Source organism: Streptomyces sp. NPDC006384 (assembly GCF_042870695.1).
GTDB lineage: Bacteria > Actinomycetota > Actinomycetes > Streptomycetales > Streptomycetaceae > Streptomyces.
The window spans coordinates 34,225-50,413 of record NZ_JBIAHR010000016.1 but is presented as its reverse complement, the minus strand read 5'-3'; the positions used below and the strand labels follow the sequence as shown (position 1 = coordinate 50,413).

18 protein-coding genes are annotated in these 16,189 nt (G+C 72.8%); 12 read left to right on the top strand and 6 right to left on the bottom strand.

Annotated elements, in window-relative coordinates; all coding sequences use genetic code 11:
• Positions 1 to 492: 492 nt before the first annotated feature.
• Together ACFYOJ_RS22230 and ACFYOJ_RS22225 are read left to right on the top strand one after the other, a co-directional pair.
• A complete protein-coding gene (locus ACFYOJ_RS22230) occupies positions 493 to 750 on the top strand; it encodes a hypothetical protein (RefSeq protein WP_356558030.1) in 258 nt (85 codons plus the stop codon).
• A complete protein-coding gene (locus ACFYOJ_RS22225; protein ID WP_356558031.1) occupies positions 747 to 1,127 on the top strand; it encodes a hypothetical protein in 381 nt (126 codons plus the stop codon). The genes ACFYOJ_RS22230 and ACFYOJ_RS22225 overlap by 4 nt, the downstream gene beginning before the upstream one ends.
• 66 nt (positions 1,128 to 1,193) lie before the next feature.
• Here the strand turns inward: ACFYOJ_RS22225 and ACFYOJ_RS22220 are convergent, their stop codons facing one another.
• On the bottom strand, positions 1,194 to 1,988 hold the full coding sequence (locus ACFYOJ_RS22220) for a VOC family protein (RefSeq protein ID WP_356558032.1): 795 nt from the start codon (positions 1,986 to 1,988) through the stop codon (positions 1,194 to 1,196).
• A gap of 261 nt (positions 1,989 to 2,249) precedes the next feature.
• On the opposite strand from ACFYOJ_RS22220, the gene ACFYOJ_RS22215 reads away from it, so the two are divergent.
• Positions 2,250 to 3,101, top strand: a complete 852-nt coding sequence (locus ACFYOJ_RS22215; RefSeq protein WP_356558033.1) for a sulfurtransferase — start codon at positions 2,250 to 2,252, stop codon at positions 3,099 to 3,101.
• Positions 3,102 to 3,216: 115 nt separating this feature from the next.
• Here the strand turns inward: ACFYOJ_RS22215 and sepH are convergent, their stop codons facing one another.
• A complete protein-coding gene (gene sepH, locus ACFYOJ_RS22210; protein WP_356558034.1) occupies positions 3,217 to 4,287 on the bottom strand; it encodes a septation protein SepH in 1,071 nt (356 codons plus the stop codon).
• A 483-nt stretch (positions 4,288 to 4,770) separates the two neighbouring features.
• Between sepH and ACFYOJ_RS22205 the strand changes: the two genes are divergently transcribed.
• A complete protein-coding gene (locus tag ACFYOJ_RS22205) occupies positions 4,771 to 5,667 on the top strand; it encodes a hypothetical protein (RefSeq protein ID WP_356558035.1) in 897 nt (298 codons plus the stop codon).
• On the opposite strand, the gene ACFYOJ_RS22200 is transcribed toward ACFYOJ_RS22205, so the two are convergent.
• Complete coding sequence (locus ACFYOJ_RS22200; protein WP_356558036.1) at positions 5,591 to 6,928, bottom strand: D-arabinono-1,4-lactone oxidase; 1,338 nt, start codon at positions 6,926 to 6,928, stop codon at positions 5,591 to 5,593. The genes ACFYOJ_RS22205 and ACFYOJ_RS22200 overlap by 77 nt on opposite strands.
• On the bottom strand, positions 6,870 to 8,126 hold the full coding sequence (locus ACFYOJ_RS22195; RefSeq protein ID WP_356558037.1) for an MFS transporter: 1,257 nt from the start codon (positions 8,124 to 8,126) through the stop codon (positions 6,870 to 6,872). Before ACFYOJ_RS22195 ends, ACFYOJ_RS22200 begins: the two co-directional genes overlap by 59 nt.
• A 142-nt stretch (positions 8,127 to 8,268) precedes the next feature.
• On the opposite strand from ACFYOJ_RS22195, the gene ACFYOJ_RS22190 reads away from it, so the two are divergent.
• Positions 8,269 to 9,396 carry a ferrochelatase gene (locus ACFYOJ_RS22190; RefSeq protein WP_356558038.1) on the top strand — a complete coding sequence of 376 codons (1,128 nt, stop codon included), beginning with the start codon at positions 8,269 to 8,271 and terminating at the stop codon, positions 9,394 to 9,396.
• 7 nt (positions 9,397 to 9,403) lie between these two features.
• Positions 9,404 to 10,225, top strand: coding sequence for an inositol monophosphatase family protein (locus ACFYOJ_RS22185; RefSeq protein WP_356558039.1), 822 nt, complete (start codon positions 9,404 to 9,406; stop codon positions 10,223 to 10,225).
• 75 nt (positions 10,226 to 10,300) lie between these two features.
• Here the strand turns inward: ACFYOJ_RS22185 and ACFYOJ_RS22180 are convergent, their stop codons facing one another.
• Positions 10,301 to 10,474, bottom strand: a complete 174-nt coding sequence (locus tag ACFYOJ_RS22180) for a hypothetical protein (protein ID WP_356558040.1) — start codon at positions 10,472 to 10,474, stop codon at positions 10,301 to 10,303.
• 459 nt (positions 10,475 to 10,933) lie between these two features.
• Here ACFYOJ_RS22180 and ACFYOJ_RS22175 point away from each other — a divergent pair, with 459 nt between their 5' ends.
• The 4 genes from ACFYOJ_RS22175 to ACFYOJ_RS22160 all read left to right on the top strand — a co-directional run bounded on the left by ACFYOJ_RS22175 (position 10,934) and on the right by ACFYOJ_RS22160 (position 14,510).
• Positions 10,934 to 11,587 (top strand): response regulator transcription factor, encoded by a 654-nt coding sequence (locus ACFYOJ_RS22175; RefSeq protein ID WP_003993508.1) that lies wholly within the window; start codon positions 10,934 to 10,936, stop codon positions 11,585 to 11,587.
• 6 nt (positions 11,588 to 11,593) lie between these two features.
• Entirely contained in the window at positions 11,594 to 12,841 is a 1,248-nt protein-coding gene (locus tag ACFYOJ_RS22170; RefSeq protein ID WP_356558041.1) for a HAMP domain-containing sensor histidine kinase, read from the top strand.
• Positions 12,842 to 13,249: 408 nt separating this feature from the next.
• Entirely contained in the window at positions 13,250 to 13,546 is a 297-nt protein-coding gene (locus tag ACFYOJ_RS22165) for a DUF4193 domain-containing protein (RefSeq protein ID WP_003993510.1), read from the top strand.
• A gap of 13 nt (positions 13,547 to 13,559) precedes the next feature.
• Positions 13,560 to 14,510, top strand: a complete 951-nt coding sequence (locus ACFYOJ_RS22160) for a hypothetical protein (protein ID WP_356558042.1) — start codon at positions 13,560 to 13,562, stop codon at positions 14,508 to 14,510.
• A 13-nt stretch (positions 14,511 to 14,523) separates the two neighbouring features.
• Here the strand turns inward: ACFYOJ_RS22160 and ACFYOJ_RS22155 are convergent, their stop codons facing one another.
• The gene (locus ACFYOJ_RS22155) at positions 14,524 to 14,985 is read right to left on the bottom strand and encodes a DUF3093 domain-containing protein (RefSeq protein WP_356558043.1); all 462 of its coding nucleotides are present in this window, start codon (positions 14,983 to 14,985) and stop codon (positions 14,524 to 14,526) included.
• Between the two features lie 57 nt (positions 14,986 to 15,042).
• On the opposite strand from ACFYOJ_RS22155, the gene ACFYOJ_RS22150 reads away from it, so the two are divergent.
• Together ACFYOJ_RS22150 and dut are read left to right on the top strand one after the other, a co-directional pair.
• On the top strand, positions 15,043 to 15,627 hold the full coding sequence (locus ACFYOJ_RS22150; protein ID WP_356558044.1) for a PaaI family thioesterase: 585 nt from the start codon (positions 15,043 to 15,045) through the stop codon (positions 15,625 to 15,627).
• Positions 15,624 to 16,148, top strand: a complete 525-nt coding sequence (gene dut / locus ACFYOJ_RS22145; protein WP_388597568.1) for a dUTP diphosphatase — start codon at positions 15,624 to 15,626, stop codon at positions 16,146 to 16,148. The genes ACFYOJ_RS22150 and dut overlap by 4 nt, the downstream gene beginning before the upstream one ends.
• The last annotated feature ends 41 nt before the right edge of the window (positions 16,149 to 16,189 follow it).

The following is a 16,189-nucleotide window of genomic DNA, read 5'->3' as shown; positions in this document are numbered from 1 at the left end:
TCCTTACAGCCGGTCCCCGTTTTCTGTTTCACACAGCCGCCGACCCGGCCTGACGGTCGCCGGTTCCCCCGGCCCCAGGCGTACACGGACACAGCGCGCAGTTCCGACTCACGCGAGCAGCACGCGTACAACCGCCTCTGTCGCCGCGTAACCACTGGTCATGATGCGCGACCGGCGGGACCGTGGTGGGCGTGACGACGAAACCTGTCCAGCTCACCGCCACCACCCACCCCTCCGTCCCCCTGGAGGCAGCCCCGCCGCTTCGGAAGGTACCGCCGGCGCCGAGGAGACCGGCCGCGGACCGTTCCTCGTGGCGCACCTCGCGGCCCGCTGGGACTGGCACCCGCGCCCGGACGGGCCGGGGAAGGCCACCTGGGCGGAGTATGCGTTTCCGGCACGGCCCCAGTGGTGAGCCGAACCGGATCACTCGACTCGGCCTGGACGGGTACGTACCCGTACCCGTATCCTCGGAGGCTGACTGAGGAGGTCCGCATGTCCGACGCCAACATCCGCATCCCCGCCGAAGCGCGTGACCGGCTCGCCCGGATAGCGTCCTCCGAAGGCATGTCCCTGCGGGGCTACCTGTCCCACCTCGCGGAAACCCTGCTCACCCCCGAGGAGCGTGCGGCCCGCGCCGACCAGGCGCGGGCCGAGCTTCGGGCGTGGAACGGTTATGACCCGAGTGCCGGTGAACAAGCCGAGCTCGACGCGGAGTTGGACCGGCGGCTCAGCGAGGCGGGCGCCAGGTGACCGAGGCTCTGCACATCGTCCTGGACGAGACGGCAATGGTGGCGGCGGGCCGGGGCAACGTGCTTGCCTCACGCCTGATCCACCGCGCGCACGCCGAGGCGGGCTGGTTTCTCTATGCCCCCGCGTGCGCGTTGGTGGAGGCCGATCGCGTACGGCCCGGTACGGCGGAACACCTTGCCGCGCTCCCCGGCATCACCGTGCTGGACCTGGACCTGCCGGCGGTACTTGCTGTGGCCCGTGACTCGTCATGGGCACCCGCTCAGACCCGGTACGCCGCCGAGCCGACGGCGGAACGGCCGGACGGGGCCGTGGTCGCCACCACAGAGCCTGAGGTGTGGAAGGGGCAGCCTGTACGAGTCCTCGACCTCAGTTCGTGAGAGGACCAGGGAGGACACGGGGCACCACCGGTTCGAGCTCCCGGCTCCACCGCATGAGGCCGCCCGTCACCCCCCGCTCTGCACCACCGCGAACCGCGCCCCCTCCGGGTCCGCGACCAGCGCGACGCGGCCGCGGTCGGTGTCCCGGGCCGGTCGCAGGACGCGTCCGCCGAGGCGGATGAGAAGTTCCAGGGACTCCTCGACGCCGGCCACCTCGAAGTACGTCGTCCAGTGCGGGCCCCGTTCGCGGGGCAGGGCGTCGCCGAGGCCGTGGACGCCGGCGACGGGGCGGCCGTCGAGGAGGAGGGTCACGCGGTCGGGGCCGTCCGGTTCCAGGACGAAGCCGAACACCGTCTCGTAGAACTTGGCGACGCCCGCCGCGTCGTAGGTGGTGAGCTCGTTCCACGCCGGCGTGCCGGGCGCGCCGGTGACGGCGGTGCCGAGGTGGGCCGCGGCCTGCCAGACGCCGAAGACGGCGCCCGCCGGGTCGGAGCCGATGGCCAGACGCCCGGCCTCGGCCGCGTCCAGCGGCCCCACGCCGACCGTGCCGCCGCACAGACGTACCGTTTCGGCCGTCCGGTCCACATCGCCGGAGGCGAGGTACGGCGTCCAGGCGACGGGGAGTTGACGGTCCGCGGGGAGCCGGCCGATGCCCGCCACCTCCTGCCCGTCGAGCAGGGCCCGCGCGTAGGGTCCGAGTTGCCGGGGGCCGGGCTGGAACTCCCAGCCGAACAGCGATCCGTAGAACTCCTGGGCCGCGTCCGGCCCGTGGACCGTCAGACTCACCCAGCAGGGAGTGCCGGGTGTGTGCCGCGTGTGTGTTCCGTCACCGCTGCCGGCCGGGCCCCGTGCGTCGGTCATCGTCACTCTCTTCTCGGCCCTGCACGGGCCGTGCGTCCGCTCTCGCTCTGCCGGCCCCTCCTGGGAGCCTTCCGTGCGGTCCTTCGTGGCGATTCCCGCACCGGATCCGCTGTCGCGTGCCCGGGCGTGCCGTGAGATCGACCCGGCTGCCCGTCCGGTACAGCATGCGTCCGGTCCCGTACGCTTCGTGACCGGTGCTGTCCGGCGGGCAGACTAGCCCGACATCGGCGCGGTGGCCACTCGGTACGCCAGGATGGGGCCATGAACGCCATCATCTCCGCATCCGGACTCGCGGACGCCCTGGCGGGCGCGCGGCCGCCCGTCCTCCTCGACGTCCGCTGGCAGTTGAGCACCGCCAAGGCGACCGGTGCGCCGGTCTTCGACGGGCGGGCCGAGTACGCGACGGGTCACATCCCCGGCGCCGTCTTCGTCGACCTGGACCGTGAACTCGCCTCCGCGCCCGGCGAGCGCGGCCGGCATCCGCTGCCGGACGTGGCGGAGTTCGGCGCGGCGATGCGCCGGGCGGGCGTGTCGTCGGGCCGGCCGGTCGTCGTGTACGACGGTGGTCAGGGCTGGGCGGCGGCCCGCGCCTGGTGGCTGCTGCGCTGGACGGGCCATCCGGACGTGCGCGTGCTGGACGGCGGCCTGGCGGCCTGGCAGGGGCCCCTGTCCACGGACGTTCCCGAGCCCGAGGAGGGCGACTTCGCGCCGGTGCCGGGGGAGTGGGGGCTGCTGGACGCGGACGGGGCCGCCGCGCTGGCCCGCAGCGGGGTGCTGCTGGACGCCCGGGCGGGGGAGCGCTACCGGGGCGAGGTCGAGCCGATCGACCGGGTCGGCGGCCACATCCCGGGCGCGGTGTCGGCGCCGACGACGGAGAACGTGCGGGAGGACGGCCGGTTCCGGCCGGCCGGGGAACTCCGGTCCCGTTTCGAGGCCTTGGGCGCGGCCGACGGCGGTGAGGTCGGCGTGTACTGCGGCTCGGGCGTCTCGGGCGCCCACGAGGTGCTGGCACTGGCGGTGGCCGGCATCCCGGCGGCGCTGTACGTGGGGTCGTGGTCCGAGTGGTCCTCGGACCCGGAGCGGCCGGTGGCCGTGGGGCCGGATCCTCAGTAGGCGCCACGGGCGACAGGCCCGTGAACGTGGTCCGGGCCGCGCCCCGAGCCCGTGAACGTGGTCCGGGCCGCGCCCCGAAGGGTGCGGCCCGGACCACGTCCGGGCAAAGTCCGTGCTACTCCTGCTTCTTGCGCCGCGTCCCGAACACGATCTCGTCCCAGCTCGGCACCGCCGCGCGGCGGCCGGGGCGGACGCCGTCGGCCTCGGCCTGGCGGTCGGTGGAGCCGATGAGACGGTCACGGTGGCTGCCCACCGAGCGCGGCATGAGCACGTCGGCGTAGGCGGAACCGGCCGACGCCGCGGGGGCGGGGGGCTCCTCCACCTCGGGTTCCTCGGCGGATTCCTCGGCCGGCTCCGGCGCGCGCTCGGGGACGACCAGGTCGCCCCGGAAGCTCGGCACCGCCTCCAGCAGGCTGGTCAGCGAGTCCCGTTCGCGTTCGGCCGAGGCCGAGGCGGTGGCGGTGGCCGCGGTCTCCTCGGCCGGCTCGGACGGCGGCGCGGGCAGGCCGGGCCTCTCCCGGGGCTCCCGGTCGAGGGTGCGGTCCAGCGGCCGGTCGCGCGGCAGCCGGGCGATGCGCGGGACGAACGGGAAGCTGGGCTCGGGCGCGGCGAGGTCGTCGGTCTCCCCGATCAGCGCGCGGGCCTCGTCGTCGACGGCCTGGACCAGCCGCCGGGGCGGGTCGTACGTCCAGCTCGCCGAGTGCGGTTCGCCCGCGACGAGGTAGACCAGCAGGACCTCCCAGGTGCCGTCGTCGCGGCGCCACGAGTCCCACTGGACGCTGTCCTTGTCGGCGCCGCGCAGCAGCAGGCGTTCCTGGACGGCCTCGCCGAGGGGCGGACCGGAGTTCTCGCCGGGGCGGCGGACGGGGGTCTTGCGGGCGCGTTCCGCCATGAAGGCGCGCTCGGCCAGGACGGGTCCCTCGAAGCGGCGTACGCGGTCGACGGGGATGCCGGCCATCTGGGCGACCTCTTCCGCGGTCGCGCCGGCTCGTATACGCGCCTGGATGTCGCGGGGGCGGAGATGGCTCTCCACCTCGATCTCGATCTGGCCGAGGCGGGGACGGTCGCCACGAACGGCGGCGCGCAGCCGCTCGTCGATCGGAAGCGTGTACTCCGTCGAGTCCGCAGCCTTCAGCACCAGCCGTGTGCCGTCATTCGAGACGGCCACGACACGCAGTTCGGGCATGGGGACCTCCCGGGTGGTGCCTGCCGACGTCACGTGCGTCGCTGCTTCCGCTCTGTCGAGTGTGGCCTGCCCGGGTGCAGCCTGCCACAACCTTGCCGAGTTGCCCGGCGTGTCGGGCGTGGGCCCTGGATCGCCGTTATGGCACGGTTACCTGTTCGCAACGCTAAGTGACCAATTCGGTCACCCTGTGCAAGTAGCCCCCTCCCGGCGGTCCTTCGGTGCCCTGAACCCCCGGTCGGGAGACCGGACCCAGGGCTCGCAACAGTACTCCATTCGGACCACGTGCGTGGATCGGCGCGCCGTCCGAGTTCCGGCGGGCGGGTGCACTCGGCTCCCCTCGGTCCGCGCCCGGCCCGCGCTCCGCGCGTCCACGGGTGGCGTACTTCACGGAATCACCAGAAACGGAACCAATGGTTTCGCCCATGCGTACCCTTCTCATGCGGTTGATCGATCACGTACGGAAAAGGCAGGCAAGGTCCGGGGATGCGTGAAAAGCCCGAAGTCGTCGAGGAAGCGGACATGCGTACGGAGGTGGAATCCAGGCGGATCGACTTGAGCGTCCCCCAGGTCGCGGGCAGCGCCCTCGCGGCGGTGGTGGCCGCCAAGCTCGCCTCCTCCTTCGGCGTCTACGGCACCATCCTCGGCGCCGGCCTGATCAGCGTCGTCGCCACGTGCGGCGGCTCGGTGTTCCAGCACTTCTTCAAGCGCACCGCGGAGCAGCTGCGGTCCAGGCGCGCCGCCGGGGCGGGCGCCGCGGCCGGCGCGGGGCGTCCCGGCGGCCGGACGGCGCCCGCCCCCGGCGAGTTCACCGAGGGCACCGTCTACCGGGCGCGGGTCAGGAGCTGGAAGCGTCCGCTGATCGCGGCGGCCCTGGTCTTTGGCGTCACCATGGGCGGGATCACCGTCTACGAGGTCGTCTCCGGTCACAACCTCAGCGGCGGACACAGCACGACCGTGGGCAGGGTGCTCACCGGTCACTCCGGATCGGAGTCCGGCCCGGGGAAGTCGGGCGGCGACGAGGACTCCGGCGAATCCCCGGCCCCGACGGACTCGGCGGACCCGACGGCCTCGGGAGACCCGGCGGACCCGGACGGCCCGGGCGGGGGCGACCCGGGGAGGTCCGGCTCCGGCGGCGACACCCCGGCGGCGACACCCTCAGGGACCCCGGACGGCGGCTCCGGCACGGACACCTCACCCGGCGACGGCTCCGCGGAGAACGGCGGCACCGCCCCCGGCCAGGAGCCCGCACCGGACGCCACCGGGGACCAGGGCTCCGGCGGGACCGCGAGCCCCGACGCCTCCGCTACGGACCCAGCACCCGGCGCAAGTAGTCGTTCTGGAAGCGGCGATCAGGGTCAAGACGGTCCCGCAGCGCCGTGAACTCGCCGAAGCGCGGATACACCCCGGCGAGGTACTCGGCGTCCCGGGTGTGCACCTTGCCCCAGTGCGGGCGCCCCTCGTGCGCGGTGAAGATGCGCTCGGCGGCGGTGAAGTACGACCGGTAGGGCGTGCCCCGGAACATGTGGACGGCGATGTACGCGCTGTCGCGGCCCGAGGCGGTGGACAGGGTGATGTCGTCGGCCGGGGCCGTGCGCACCTCGACCGGGAAGCTGATCCGCAGCCGCGACCGGTCCACCATCGCCTTCAGTTCGCGCAGTGTCTCGACGACGGCCTCGCGCGGAACGGCGTACTCCATCTCCATGAACCGCACCCGGCGCGGGGAGGTGAACACCTTGTAGGGGATGTCCGTGTAGGTCCGCGCGGACAGGGCCCCGCTGGAGATCCGCGCGATCGCCGGGACGGTGGCGGGCACCGCGCGGCCGACCCAGTTGGCCGCCTGGAAGACGCCGTTGGAGAGGAACTCGTCGTCGAACCAGCCCTGGAGCCGGCCCACCGGCCGGGCCGGGCCCGCGCTGCGGTTGTTGCGCTTGGTGGTGGTGCTGCCGGTGTGCGGGAACCAGTAGAACTCGAAGTGCTCGTTCTCGGCCCACAGCCCGTCGAAGTCGGCGAGGACCCGGTCCAGCGGCATCGGTTCCTCGCGGGCCGTGAGCAGGAAGACCGGCTCCACGGCGAAGGTGATCGCGGTGACGACGCCGAGGGCGCCGAGGCCGATCCGGGCGGCGGCGAAGACCTCCGGGCTCTGCTTCTCGGAGCAGGTGAGCACCGAGCCGTCGGCCGTGACCAGTTCCAGGCCCTTGATCTGGGCGGCGATCGAGGCGGAGTCGCGGCCCGTGCCGTGGGTGCCGGTGCTGACGGCCCCGGAGACCGTCTGCTCCATGATGTCGCCCATGTTCGTGAGCGACAGGCCCTCGCGCGCGAGCGCCAGGTTGAGCCGCTTGAGCGGGGTGCCGGCCTCCACCGTGACCGTCATGGCGTCGCGGTCGATGCGGCGGATGCCGGTCAGCAGATGAGGGCGGATCATCAGCCCGTCCGTCGCCGCTATGGACGTGAAGGAGTGCCCGGTGCCGACGGGCTTGACCCGCAGCCCGTCCTCGGCGGCCCTGCGCACCGCCTGGGCCAGCTCCTCCACGGAGGCCGGAGCGACCTCCCGCGCGGGCCGCGCCGACACGTTGCCGCCCCAGTTACGCCATGTGCGGTTCTTTCCGCTCGTCGTCCCGCTCGCCGTGCGTGTGCTGCTCAACGGTCCCTCCCCGACGCTGAGCCGGCCGCTTGAGCCGGCGGTAACCGAGGAAACCGACCGCGACCGCGACGGCCCCGGCCACGGCCGGAACCACGTACCCCGCGCGAGCCCCGGCCCCGTCGATCACCCAGCCGCCCACGGACGAGCCGAGCGCGACCCCGACCGCGAGTCCGGTGCTCACCCAGGTCATGCCCTCGGTGAGCTGCGCACGTGGTACGTGCTCTTCGATGAGGGACATCGTCGTGATCATCGTGGGAGCGATGGACAGACCCGCAACGAACAGCGCCACGGCCAGAAACGGCAAGTTTCCGACCAGTAGGAGGGGGATCATACTCACGGCCATCGTGCAGACGCCCAGCAGCCAGCGGCGCTCGGGCGGTCCGGCGAAGCGCAGCAGTCCGAAGATCATGGCCGCGGTGCAGGAGCCCGCCGCGTACAGCGCGAGCACCAGACTGGCCGCGGCCTTGTGCCCCTCCTCCTCGGCGAAGGCCACGGTGACCACGTCGACGGCGCCGAAGATCGTGCCCGTCGCTACGAACGTCGCGACGAGGACCTGCAGCCCGCGGGAGCGCAGCGCGCTGCCGCCGCCCTGGGGATCGCGCGGATGCGGCGCGGGCTCGGTGGCGCGCTGCGCGGTCAGCCAGAACACGCCGACCGCCAGGAAACACGCGGCCAGCAGCGGACCGGCCTCCGGGAACCACGCCGTGGACAGGCCGATGGAGACGATCGGCCCGAAGATGAAGCAGACCTCGTCCACCACGGACTCGAAGGAGTACGCGGTGTGCAGCTGCGGGGTGCCCCGGTAGACGGCCGCCCAGCGGGCTCGGACCATCGCACCGAGGCTCGGCACGCAGCCGACGCCCACACAGGCCGCGAACAGCACCCAGTCCGGCCATCCGTAGTGCGCGGCCGGCAGCAGCACGGCCGCCGCGACGAGCGACACCAGCGTGGCCGGACGCAGCACGCGCCGCTGCCCGTACCGGTCCACCAGTCGTGAGACCTGCGGTCCGGCCACGGCGGCGGCGAGCGCGATGGTGGCCGACAGCGCGCCGGCCAGTCCGTACCGGCCGGTGAGCTGCGAGATCATCGTCACCACGCCGATGCCCATCATCGACAGCGGCATCCGGCCGAGGAAGCCCGCGGCGGAGAAGCTCTTGCTGCCGGGGGCGGCGAACAGGGCACGGTAGGGGCTGGGCAACGGGGGTCTCCGGAAACGGCTCAGTAAGGTGCGATCACAGTCGGTACAGCTTACGCGCCGGGGTGCCGGGGCAATACCCCCGCGGACGCGCCGCGGGCACCCGCCGATGTCCGCTGTCAGTGCCGGGTGGCAGGATCGACACATGCCTGACGTGCTCGATGCCAGCCCCTACGACGCCCTGCTCCTGCTCTCGTTCGGCGGCCCGGAGGGCCCGGACGACGTGGTCCCGTTCCTGGAGAACGTGACACGCGGGCGCGGCATCCCCACCGAACGCCTCAAGGAAGTCGGCCAGCACTACTTCCTCTTCGGCGGGGTCAGCCCCATCAACGACCAGAACCGCGCCCTGCTGGACGCGCTGCGCAAGGACTTCGCCGAGCACGGCCTGGACCTGCCGGTCTACTGGGGCAACCGCAACTGGGCGCCGTACCTGACGGACACCCTGCGGGAGATGGTGCGCGACGGCCGCCGCCGCATCCTCGTCCTCGCCACCAGCGCCTACGCCTCCTACTCGGGCTGCCGCCAGTACCGCGAGAACCTCGCGGACGCGCTCGCCGCCCTCGAGGCCGAGGGCCTGGAGCTCCCGAAGATCGACAAGCTGCGGCACTACTTCAACCACCCCGGCTTCGTCGAGCCCATGGTCGACGGCGTCCTGCGCTCCCTCGCCGACCTCCCCGAGGAGGTCCGGGACGGCGCGCACATCGCCTTCTGCACCCACTCGATCCCCACCTCCGCGGCCGACACCTCCGGCCCCGCAGAGGAGCACGGCGACGGCGGTGCCTACGTCCGCCAGCACCTGGACGTGGCCCAGGTGATCGCCGACGCCGTCCGCGAGCGCACCGGCGTCGACCACCCCTGGCAGCTCGTCTACCAGTCGCGCTCCGGCGCCCCGCACATCCCGTGGCTGGAGCCCGACATCTGCGACCACCTCGAGGAGCGGCACGCGGCCGGCGCCCCCGCCGTGGTGATGGCCCCCATCGGCTTCGTCTCCGACCACATGGAGGTCCTCTACGACCTCGACACGGAGGCCACCGCCAAGGCGGAGGAGCTCGGGCTGCCGGTGCGCCGGTCGGCCACCGTCGGCGCCGACCCGCGCTTCGCCGCCGCCGTCCGCGACCTCGTCCTGGAGCGGGCGACCGCAGAGCGCGGCCGGGAGACCGCCCCCTGCGCCCTGGGCGCGCTCGGCCCGAGCCATGACATCTGCCCGGTCGGCTGCTGCCCCGCCCGCGCGCCCCGCCCCGCCGCCGCGGGCGCCGACAGCCCCTACGCGTGAGGAACCCATGACCGACACGACGACGACCGACCCGCTGCACACCGAGCTGCTGGAGATCGCCCGGGAGGCCGCCCGACGGGCGGGCGGACTGCTGCGCGACGGCCGCCCGGCAGACCTCGGGGTCGCCGCCACCAAGTCCAGCTCCGTCGACGTGGTGACCGAGATGGACATCGCCGCCGAGAAGCTGATCACCGGCCTGATCTCCGAGAGCCGTCCCGACGACGGCTTCCTCGGCGAGGAGGGCTCCGCCGTCGAGGGCACCAGCGGCGTCCGCTGGGTGATCGACCCGCTCGACGGCACGGTCAACTACCTGTACGGACTGCCCACCTGGGCCGTCTCCATCGCCGCCGAACAGGACGGCGAGCGGGTCGCCGGCGTGGTCGCGGCCCCGATGCGGGGCGAGACGTACTGGGCGGTGCGAGGCGGCGGGGCCTGGGCGACCGGGGCCTGGGACGGCGAACGGAGGCTCGCCTGCCGCCCGCCGGCGCCGCTCGGCCAGGCCCTCGTCTCCACCGGCTTCAACTACGTCGCCGACGTCCGCGCCGAGCAGGCCGAGACCGTGCGACGGCTGATCCCGGTGGTGCGCGACATCCGGCGCGGCGGCTCGGCCGCGATCGACCTGTGCGACGTGGCCGCGGGCCGTCTCGACGGCTACTACGAGCGCGGGCTGAACCCCTGGGACCTCGCCGCGGGCGACCTGATCGCCCGCGAGGCGGGCGCGGTGACCGGCGGACGCCCCGGGGAGCGCCCGTCACGCGAGCTGACGATCGCCGCCACCCCGGACCTCTTCGAGCCGCTCCAGCGGCTCCTGGCGGACTTCGGCGCCTGACCCGGCCGGCCGCGGCCCGACGTGAAAGAGCCCCGGCGCTGGATCCCGCCGGGGCTCCTCACACGCACGGGCCGGTCAGACGCCGACCGTGCCGACCTCCACACCGTGCTCCGCGGCGAGACGGCGCAGGTCGTCCAGCTCGCCCAGCTCGACCTCGACGAGGAACTCGTCGCCCTCGTCGCGGGCCCGGGACAGGTCGGACTCGGTCGTCTTTATGCGCTGCAGAAGTCCTGCGGTGAAAGCGTCCATGCTGCGCCCCCTCGTCCTGGGTCATGGGTCGGTGGCACGGGGGTGTGCCGATGTCAAAAAGGGACGATCACGTCTCCGGTGGAGTGCCCAGCGCCACCCTGCCGGGCGGCGACGGTGCCGGACACCCACGCCCGCTCTGCGGAAGCGGACCGTGTCGCACCGCGTGGCGCGCGGTACAGGGCAGAGCGTGATCGCGGGGTGTAAAGCCGTCCTCCCCCCGCTTTCTTTCGCGGAAACCTCAACCGCACGAGAAAATTCCGCGTTCCCGCTCCGACGGCCGTACCCGGCCGCCCGCGCAGCCGGGCCTCCCGTGCCGTCACCGCCGCCTCCCGCGCCCCACCCGCCTTACAGCCGACTTACGGCCGAAAAGGGCAGGATGGAGGGCAACACACCCACGGATCCCCTGCCCTCGTGCGCCCGACCGGCGCCGCGCGGGCGGACACAGGAAGGACAAGCGACGTGCGCGTACTCGTCGTCGAGGACGAGCAGCTGCTCGCCGATGCGGTGGCCACCGGACTCCGCCGGGAGGCCATGGCCGTCGACGTCGTGTACGACGGTGCGGCCGCCCTGGAACGCATCGGCGTCAACGACTACGACGTGGTCGTCCTCGACCGCGACCTCCCCCTGGTGCACGGCGACGATGTCTGCCGCAAGATCGTCGAACTCGGCATGCCCACGCGGGTGCTGATGCTCACGGCCTCCGGCGACGTCAGCGACCGGGTCGAGGGCCTGGAGATCGGCGCCGACGACTATCTGCCCAAGCCCTTCGCCTTCAGCGAGCTCATCGCCCGGGTGCGTGCCCTGGGCCGGCGCACCAGCGTGCCGCTGCCGCCCGTCCTGGAGCGCGCCGGCATCAAGCTCGACCCCAACCGCCGCGAGGTCTTCCGCGACGGCAAGGAGGTGCAGCTCGCCCCGAAGGAGTTCGCCGTGCTGGAGGTGCTGATGCGCAGCGAGGGCGCGGTCGTCTCCGCGGAGCAGCTGCTGGAGAAGGCCTGGGACGAGAACACCGACCCGTTCACCAACGTGGTGCGCGTGACCGTGATGACTTTGCGCCGCAAGCTGGGCGAGCCGCCCGTCATCGTCACCGTGCCCGGTTCCGGCTACCGGATCTGACCGGCCGTGGCGACGACACCCGCGCCCCCCGGGGCACCTCCGAAACCCACCTGGGACCCGCGCCCGGCGACCCCCCTGCCGTGGCTGCGGCCCACCATCCGGATAAGGCTCACGCTGCTGTACGGCGGCATGTTCCTGATCGCCGGCATCCTGCTGCTGTCGATCATCTACCTGCTCGCGGCGCAGGCGCTGACCACCGGCAACGAACCGCTGTTCAAGATCGTCGGCGGTACCGACATCAGGGTCGCCAGCGACAAGTGCCCGGTCGTCAACAACGCGGACAACCTCTCGCTGTCCACGTTCAACGCCGCGATCAGCGAGTGCATCGACCGCCAGCGCCAGGTCGCCCTGGACAACCTGCTCAGCCGTTCGCTGCTGGCCCTGCTCGGCCTCGCCGTGATCGCCTTCGCCTTCGGCTACGCCATGGCCGGCCGCGTCCTGTCGCCGCTGGGCCGGATCACCCGCACCGCGCGCGCCGTGGCGGGCTCCGACCTCTCCCGGCGCATCGAGCTGGACGGCCCGGACGACGAGCTCAAGGAGCTGGCGGACACCTTCGACGACATGCTGGAGCGCCTCCAGCGGGCCTTCACGGCCCAGCAGCGCTTCGTCGGCAACGCCTCCCACGAGCTGCGCACCCCGCTCGCGATCAACCGCACCCTCCTGGAGGTGCACCTGTCCGACCCGGACGCCCCGGTGGAGCTCCAGCAGCTCGGCAAGACGCTGCTGGCCACCAACGAGCGCAGCGAGCAGCTGGTGGAGGGCCTGCTGCTGCTCGCCCGCAGCGACAACCAGATCGTCGAGCGGGGGCCCGTGGACCTCGCCGAGGTCGCCGGCCAGGCCATCGACCAGGTGCACGCGGAGGCGCAGGCCAAGGGCGTACGGATCACGGGCGACCGCGAGCCCGCGGTGGTCCGGGGCAACGGCGTCCTGCTGGAGCGGATCGCCCTGAACCTGGTGCAGAACGCCGTGCGCTACAACATCGCCGAGGACGGCTGGGTGGAGGTCACCACGACGGTCGAGAACGGCCAGGCCGTCCTCGTCGTCACCAACACCGGCCCGGTCGTGCCCGCGTACGAGATCGACAATCTCTTCGAGCCGTTCCGGAGGCTGCGCACCGAGCGCACCGGCAGCGACAAGGGCGTCGGCCTCGGTCTGTCCATCGTCCGCTCGGTGGCCCGGGCGCACGGCGGGCACATCTACGCACAGCCGCGCGAGGGCGGAGGGCTCGTGATGCGTGTCACGCTCCCGGTCTGAGACCATGGCCCCGGCATCTCGCCGGAACCTCGGGGATGTTCGCTTTGGGCGGAATTCCCAGGTCGACGTCCAGAGTTTCGCATGTGTGATCGATCACAGTGGCGCCATTCCCGCTCCCCACTCTCCGTGATCATGCACCCTGGCGGAAAGCCGGGAAAATCCCGGTTTTCGGGGTTCCCGGTCACGGGAAGTACACGGTGAGACGCCTTTGTAGTGCGGCATTCGGACCGTGTACGGTCCCCATCGCCATCCAAGCCGATCACTCTCGAGAGATCCGGTTGGGTGTCGATTGAGTAACAGACCTTGATGTGAGGCAAAATCTCCGCCTCAGGTCGGGCACAAGTCCGGCCTCTCACGCGTTACGTGCGCTGGAGAGACACCGCAGACACCCAGAGGGGGAGAGCGACCATGGCTACCGACTACGACACTCCACGCAAGACCGACGACGACGTCGACTCGGACAGTCTCGAAGAGCTGAAGGCCCGGCGGAACGACAAGTCCGCCTCGGCCGTCGACGTCGACGAGTTCGAAGCCGCAGAGGGCCTCGAGCTTCCCGGCGCAGACCTTTCCAACGAGGAACTGGCCGTCCGTGTGCTGCCGAAGCAGCAGGACGAGTTCACCTGCATGAGCTGCTTCCTGGTGCACCACCGCAGCCAGCTGGCCCGTGAGAAGAACGGCCAGCCGATCTGTCGCGACTGCGACTGAGGCGGGGTCGGCCGTGACTGGCTCGACCCCTCCCTGGAAGCGCCGCTTCTCCAAGCGGGGAGCGGACCAAGGGCCGTCCGACGGCCCGCAGCGCGCGCACGACGACGAGCGGGGCCCGACCGACTCCGGGACGGCCTCGCTCGAACCGGGGACCGACCGGGGTGACCTCCCGGCGACCGCCGCGACACCGGAGCCCGCTGCCCGGCGCCGGGCAGCGGCGTTCCGCGACCGGGCGGGACGGGGCGTCCGCAGGGGCGGCGACCGCGCCAGGGCCGCCCTGGCACACATCGCCGACCGGATCGTCGAACTGGCCCCGCGCGTGCCCGTACGGGACCTGGCGACACTGCGCAGGCAGTTCCCCGGCCTCGGGCCCGAGGAGCTCGCCGACCGGCTGGTGGCCGGCGCCACCCGCGGCACCGCGACCGTCGGCGCCGGGATCGGCGCCGCGGCGATGCTCCCCGTACCGCCGGCGATGCCCGCCGAACTGGCCGCCGAGATCACCGGCGTGGCCGCGATCGAGCTCAAGCTGATCGCCGAACTCCACGAGGTCTACGGCGTACGTCCGCCCGGCACCCTCACCCAGCGCAGCACCGCGTACCTGAACGCCTGGTCGGACGAGCGCGGTGTCGAGGTCACCAAGCCGTCGACCCTCGGCACGGCGGTCAACAGCCACATGAAGCGCCAGCTGCGCCAGCAGATCATGAAGCGCATGGTGCGCAACCTGCCCAACCTGATGCCGTTCATGGTGGGCGCGGCCGTCGGCGCCGTCATGAACCGGCGCGACACCAGACAGCTGGCCGACCGGGTCCGCGCGGACCTGCGCGGACGCCAGGTGCCGTGGGACGCCCTCAAGGAGCTTCCCGCCCTGGAGAGCCCGCAGGACGCCCTCGACATGGACGCCCTCGACATGGACGCCCTCGCCGAGGAGACCGGGCGCCGCCGCCGAAGAAGAGGCCGGAACTGACCCCGGCGACGCTCTACGCCGCCGCCTTCGCCGCCCGCAGCGCCTCCACCAGCCGCTCCGGCTCGCGGGTGGACAGATACAGGTACGGCGTCGGGTCCTCGGGGTCGGTGACCTCGACGCGCACGGCCGTCGGGATGTAGGCGCGCAGCAGCAGGAAGGCGCGGGTGTCGGCCTTGTAGGTGCGCCAGGCGCGGGCCTCCTCGGCGTCGAGGATCTCCGCCTCGCCCAGAGCCGACACCGGCACCTTGGCCTCGCCCGCGATCAGCGAGCCGCCCACCACCCGGATCCGGACCGCGCCGTAGGAACTCGCGGCGACCGCCGCCACCGCCGTGCCGCCCGCCAGACCGCCCAGCATCGGCAGCGTGCCCAGCGGCAGCAGGATCAGGGCGAACGAGACCCCCACCAGGAAGGAGATCAGCCACCAGGAGCGGGGCGCGGTGAGACGTTCTTCGTACGGGGTGGCGGAGAGCTGCATGAAGCAAGCTTGGCACGGTATCGGCGATCGGCCGACGCGCGGGTAAGGTCTGCGCCTGTGAGTGGTACTTCCCCAGGTCTCCAGCCCCCCGCCGACGCCGCGAAACCCGTACGGCACCCCGACGCGCCCGCCCCGGGCGAGCTGCTCGGCGCGCACTACGGCCAGTGCTTCGGCTGCGGCGGCGACCAGCCCCACGGGCTGCACCTGCAGGCGCGGGCCGGCGAAGGTGTGTCGGTCACCGCCGAGTTCACCGTCCAGCCCGCCCACCAGGGCGCCCCCGGCCTCGCGCACGGCGGCGTGCTGGCCACCGCGCTGGACGAGACCCTCGGCTCGCTGAACTGGCTGCTGCGGACCATCTCGGTCACCGGCCGGCTGGAGACGGACTTCCTGCGGCCGGTGCCCGTCGGCACCACCCTGTACCTGGAGGCCGAGGCGACCGCGGTGGCCGGCCGGAAGATCTACTCCACCGCCACCGGCCGCACCGGCGGGCCCGACGGCCCCGTCGCCGTCCGCGCCGACGCGGTGTTCATCGAGGTCAAGATCGACCACTTCGTGGACAACGGCCGCGAGGAGGAGATCCGCGCCGCCATGGACGACCCGGACCACCTCCGCCGCACCCGCGCCTTCGAGGTGAACCCGTGAGCCGCGAACCCCTGGATGTCCTCGTCCGCCGCGTCGACCCCGACGTACCGCTTCCCGCGTACGCGCAGCCCGGCGACGCGGGGGCGGATCTGCGCACCACCGTGGACTGCGAACTGGCCCCCGGCGAACGCGCCGTCCTGCCCACCGGTGTGTCCGTGGCCCTGCCCGAGGGGTACGCGGCCTTCGTGCACCCGCGCTCCGGTCTGGCCGCACGCTGCGGCGTCGCCCTCGTGAATGCCCCGGGGACGATCGATGCCGGGTACCGTGGAGAGATCAAGGTGATCGTGGTGAATCTCGACCCGCGCGAGAGCGTGCGGTTCGAGCGCTTCGACCGGATCGCCCAACTGGTCGTCCAGCAGGTCGAGAAGGTCCGCTTCCGTCCGGTCGCGGAGCTTCCCGGCTCGGCGCGGGCCGAAGGGGGCTTCGGGTCCACCGGCGGCCACGCCGGGACGGACCGTGCGAGCGGCACAACGGGTCGGGGGGCCGCGGGGGGGCCCCCCGGGGGGGGGGGGGGGGGGTAGGGGGTTTGAGGCCGGGGGGGGCAGTGTGGGGTTTGGTCGGG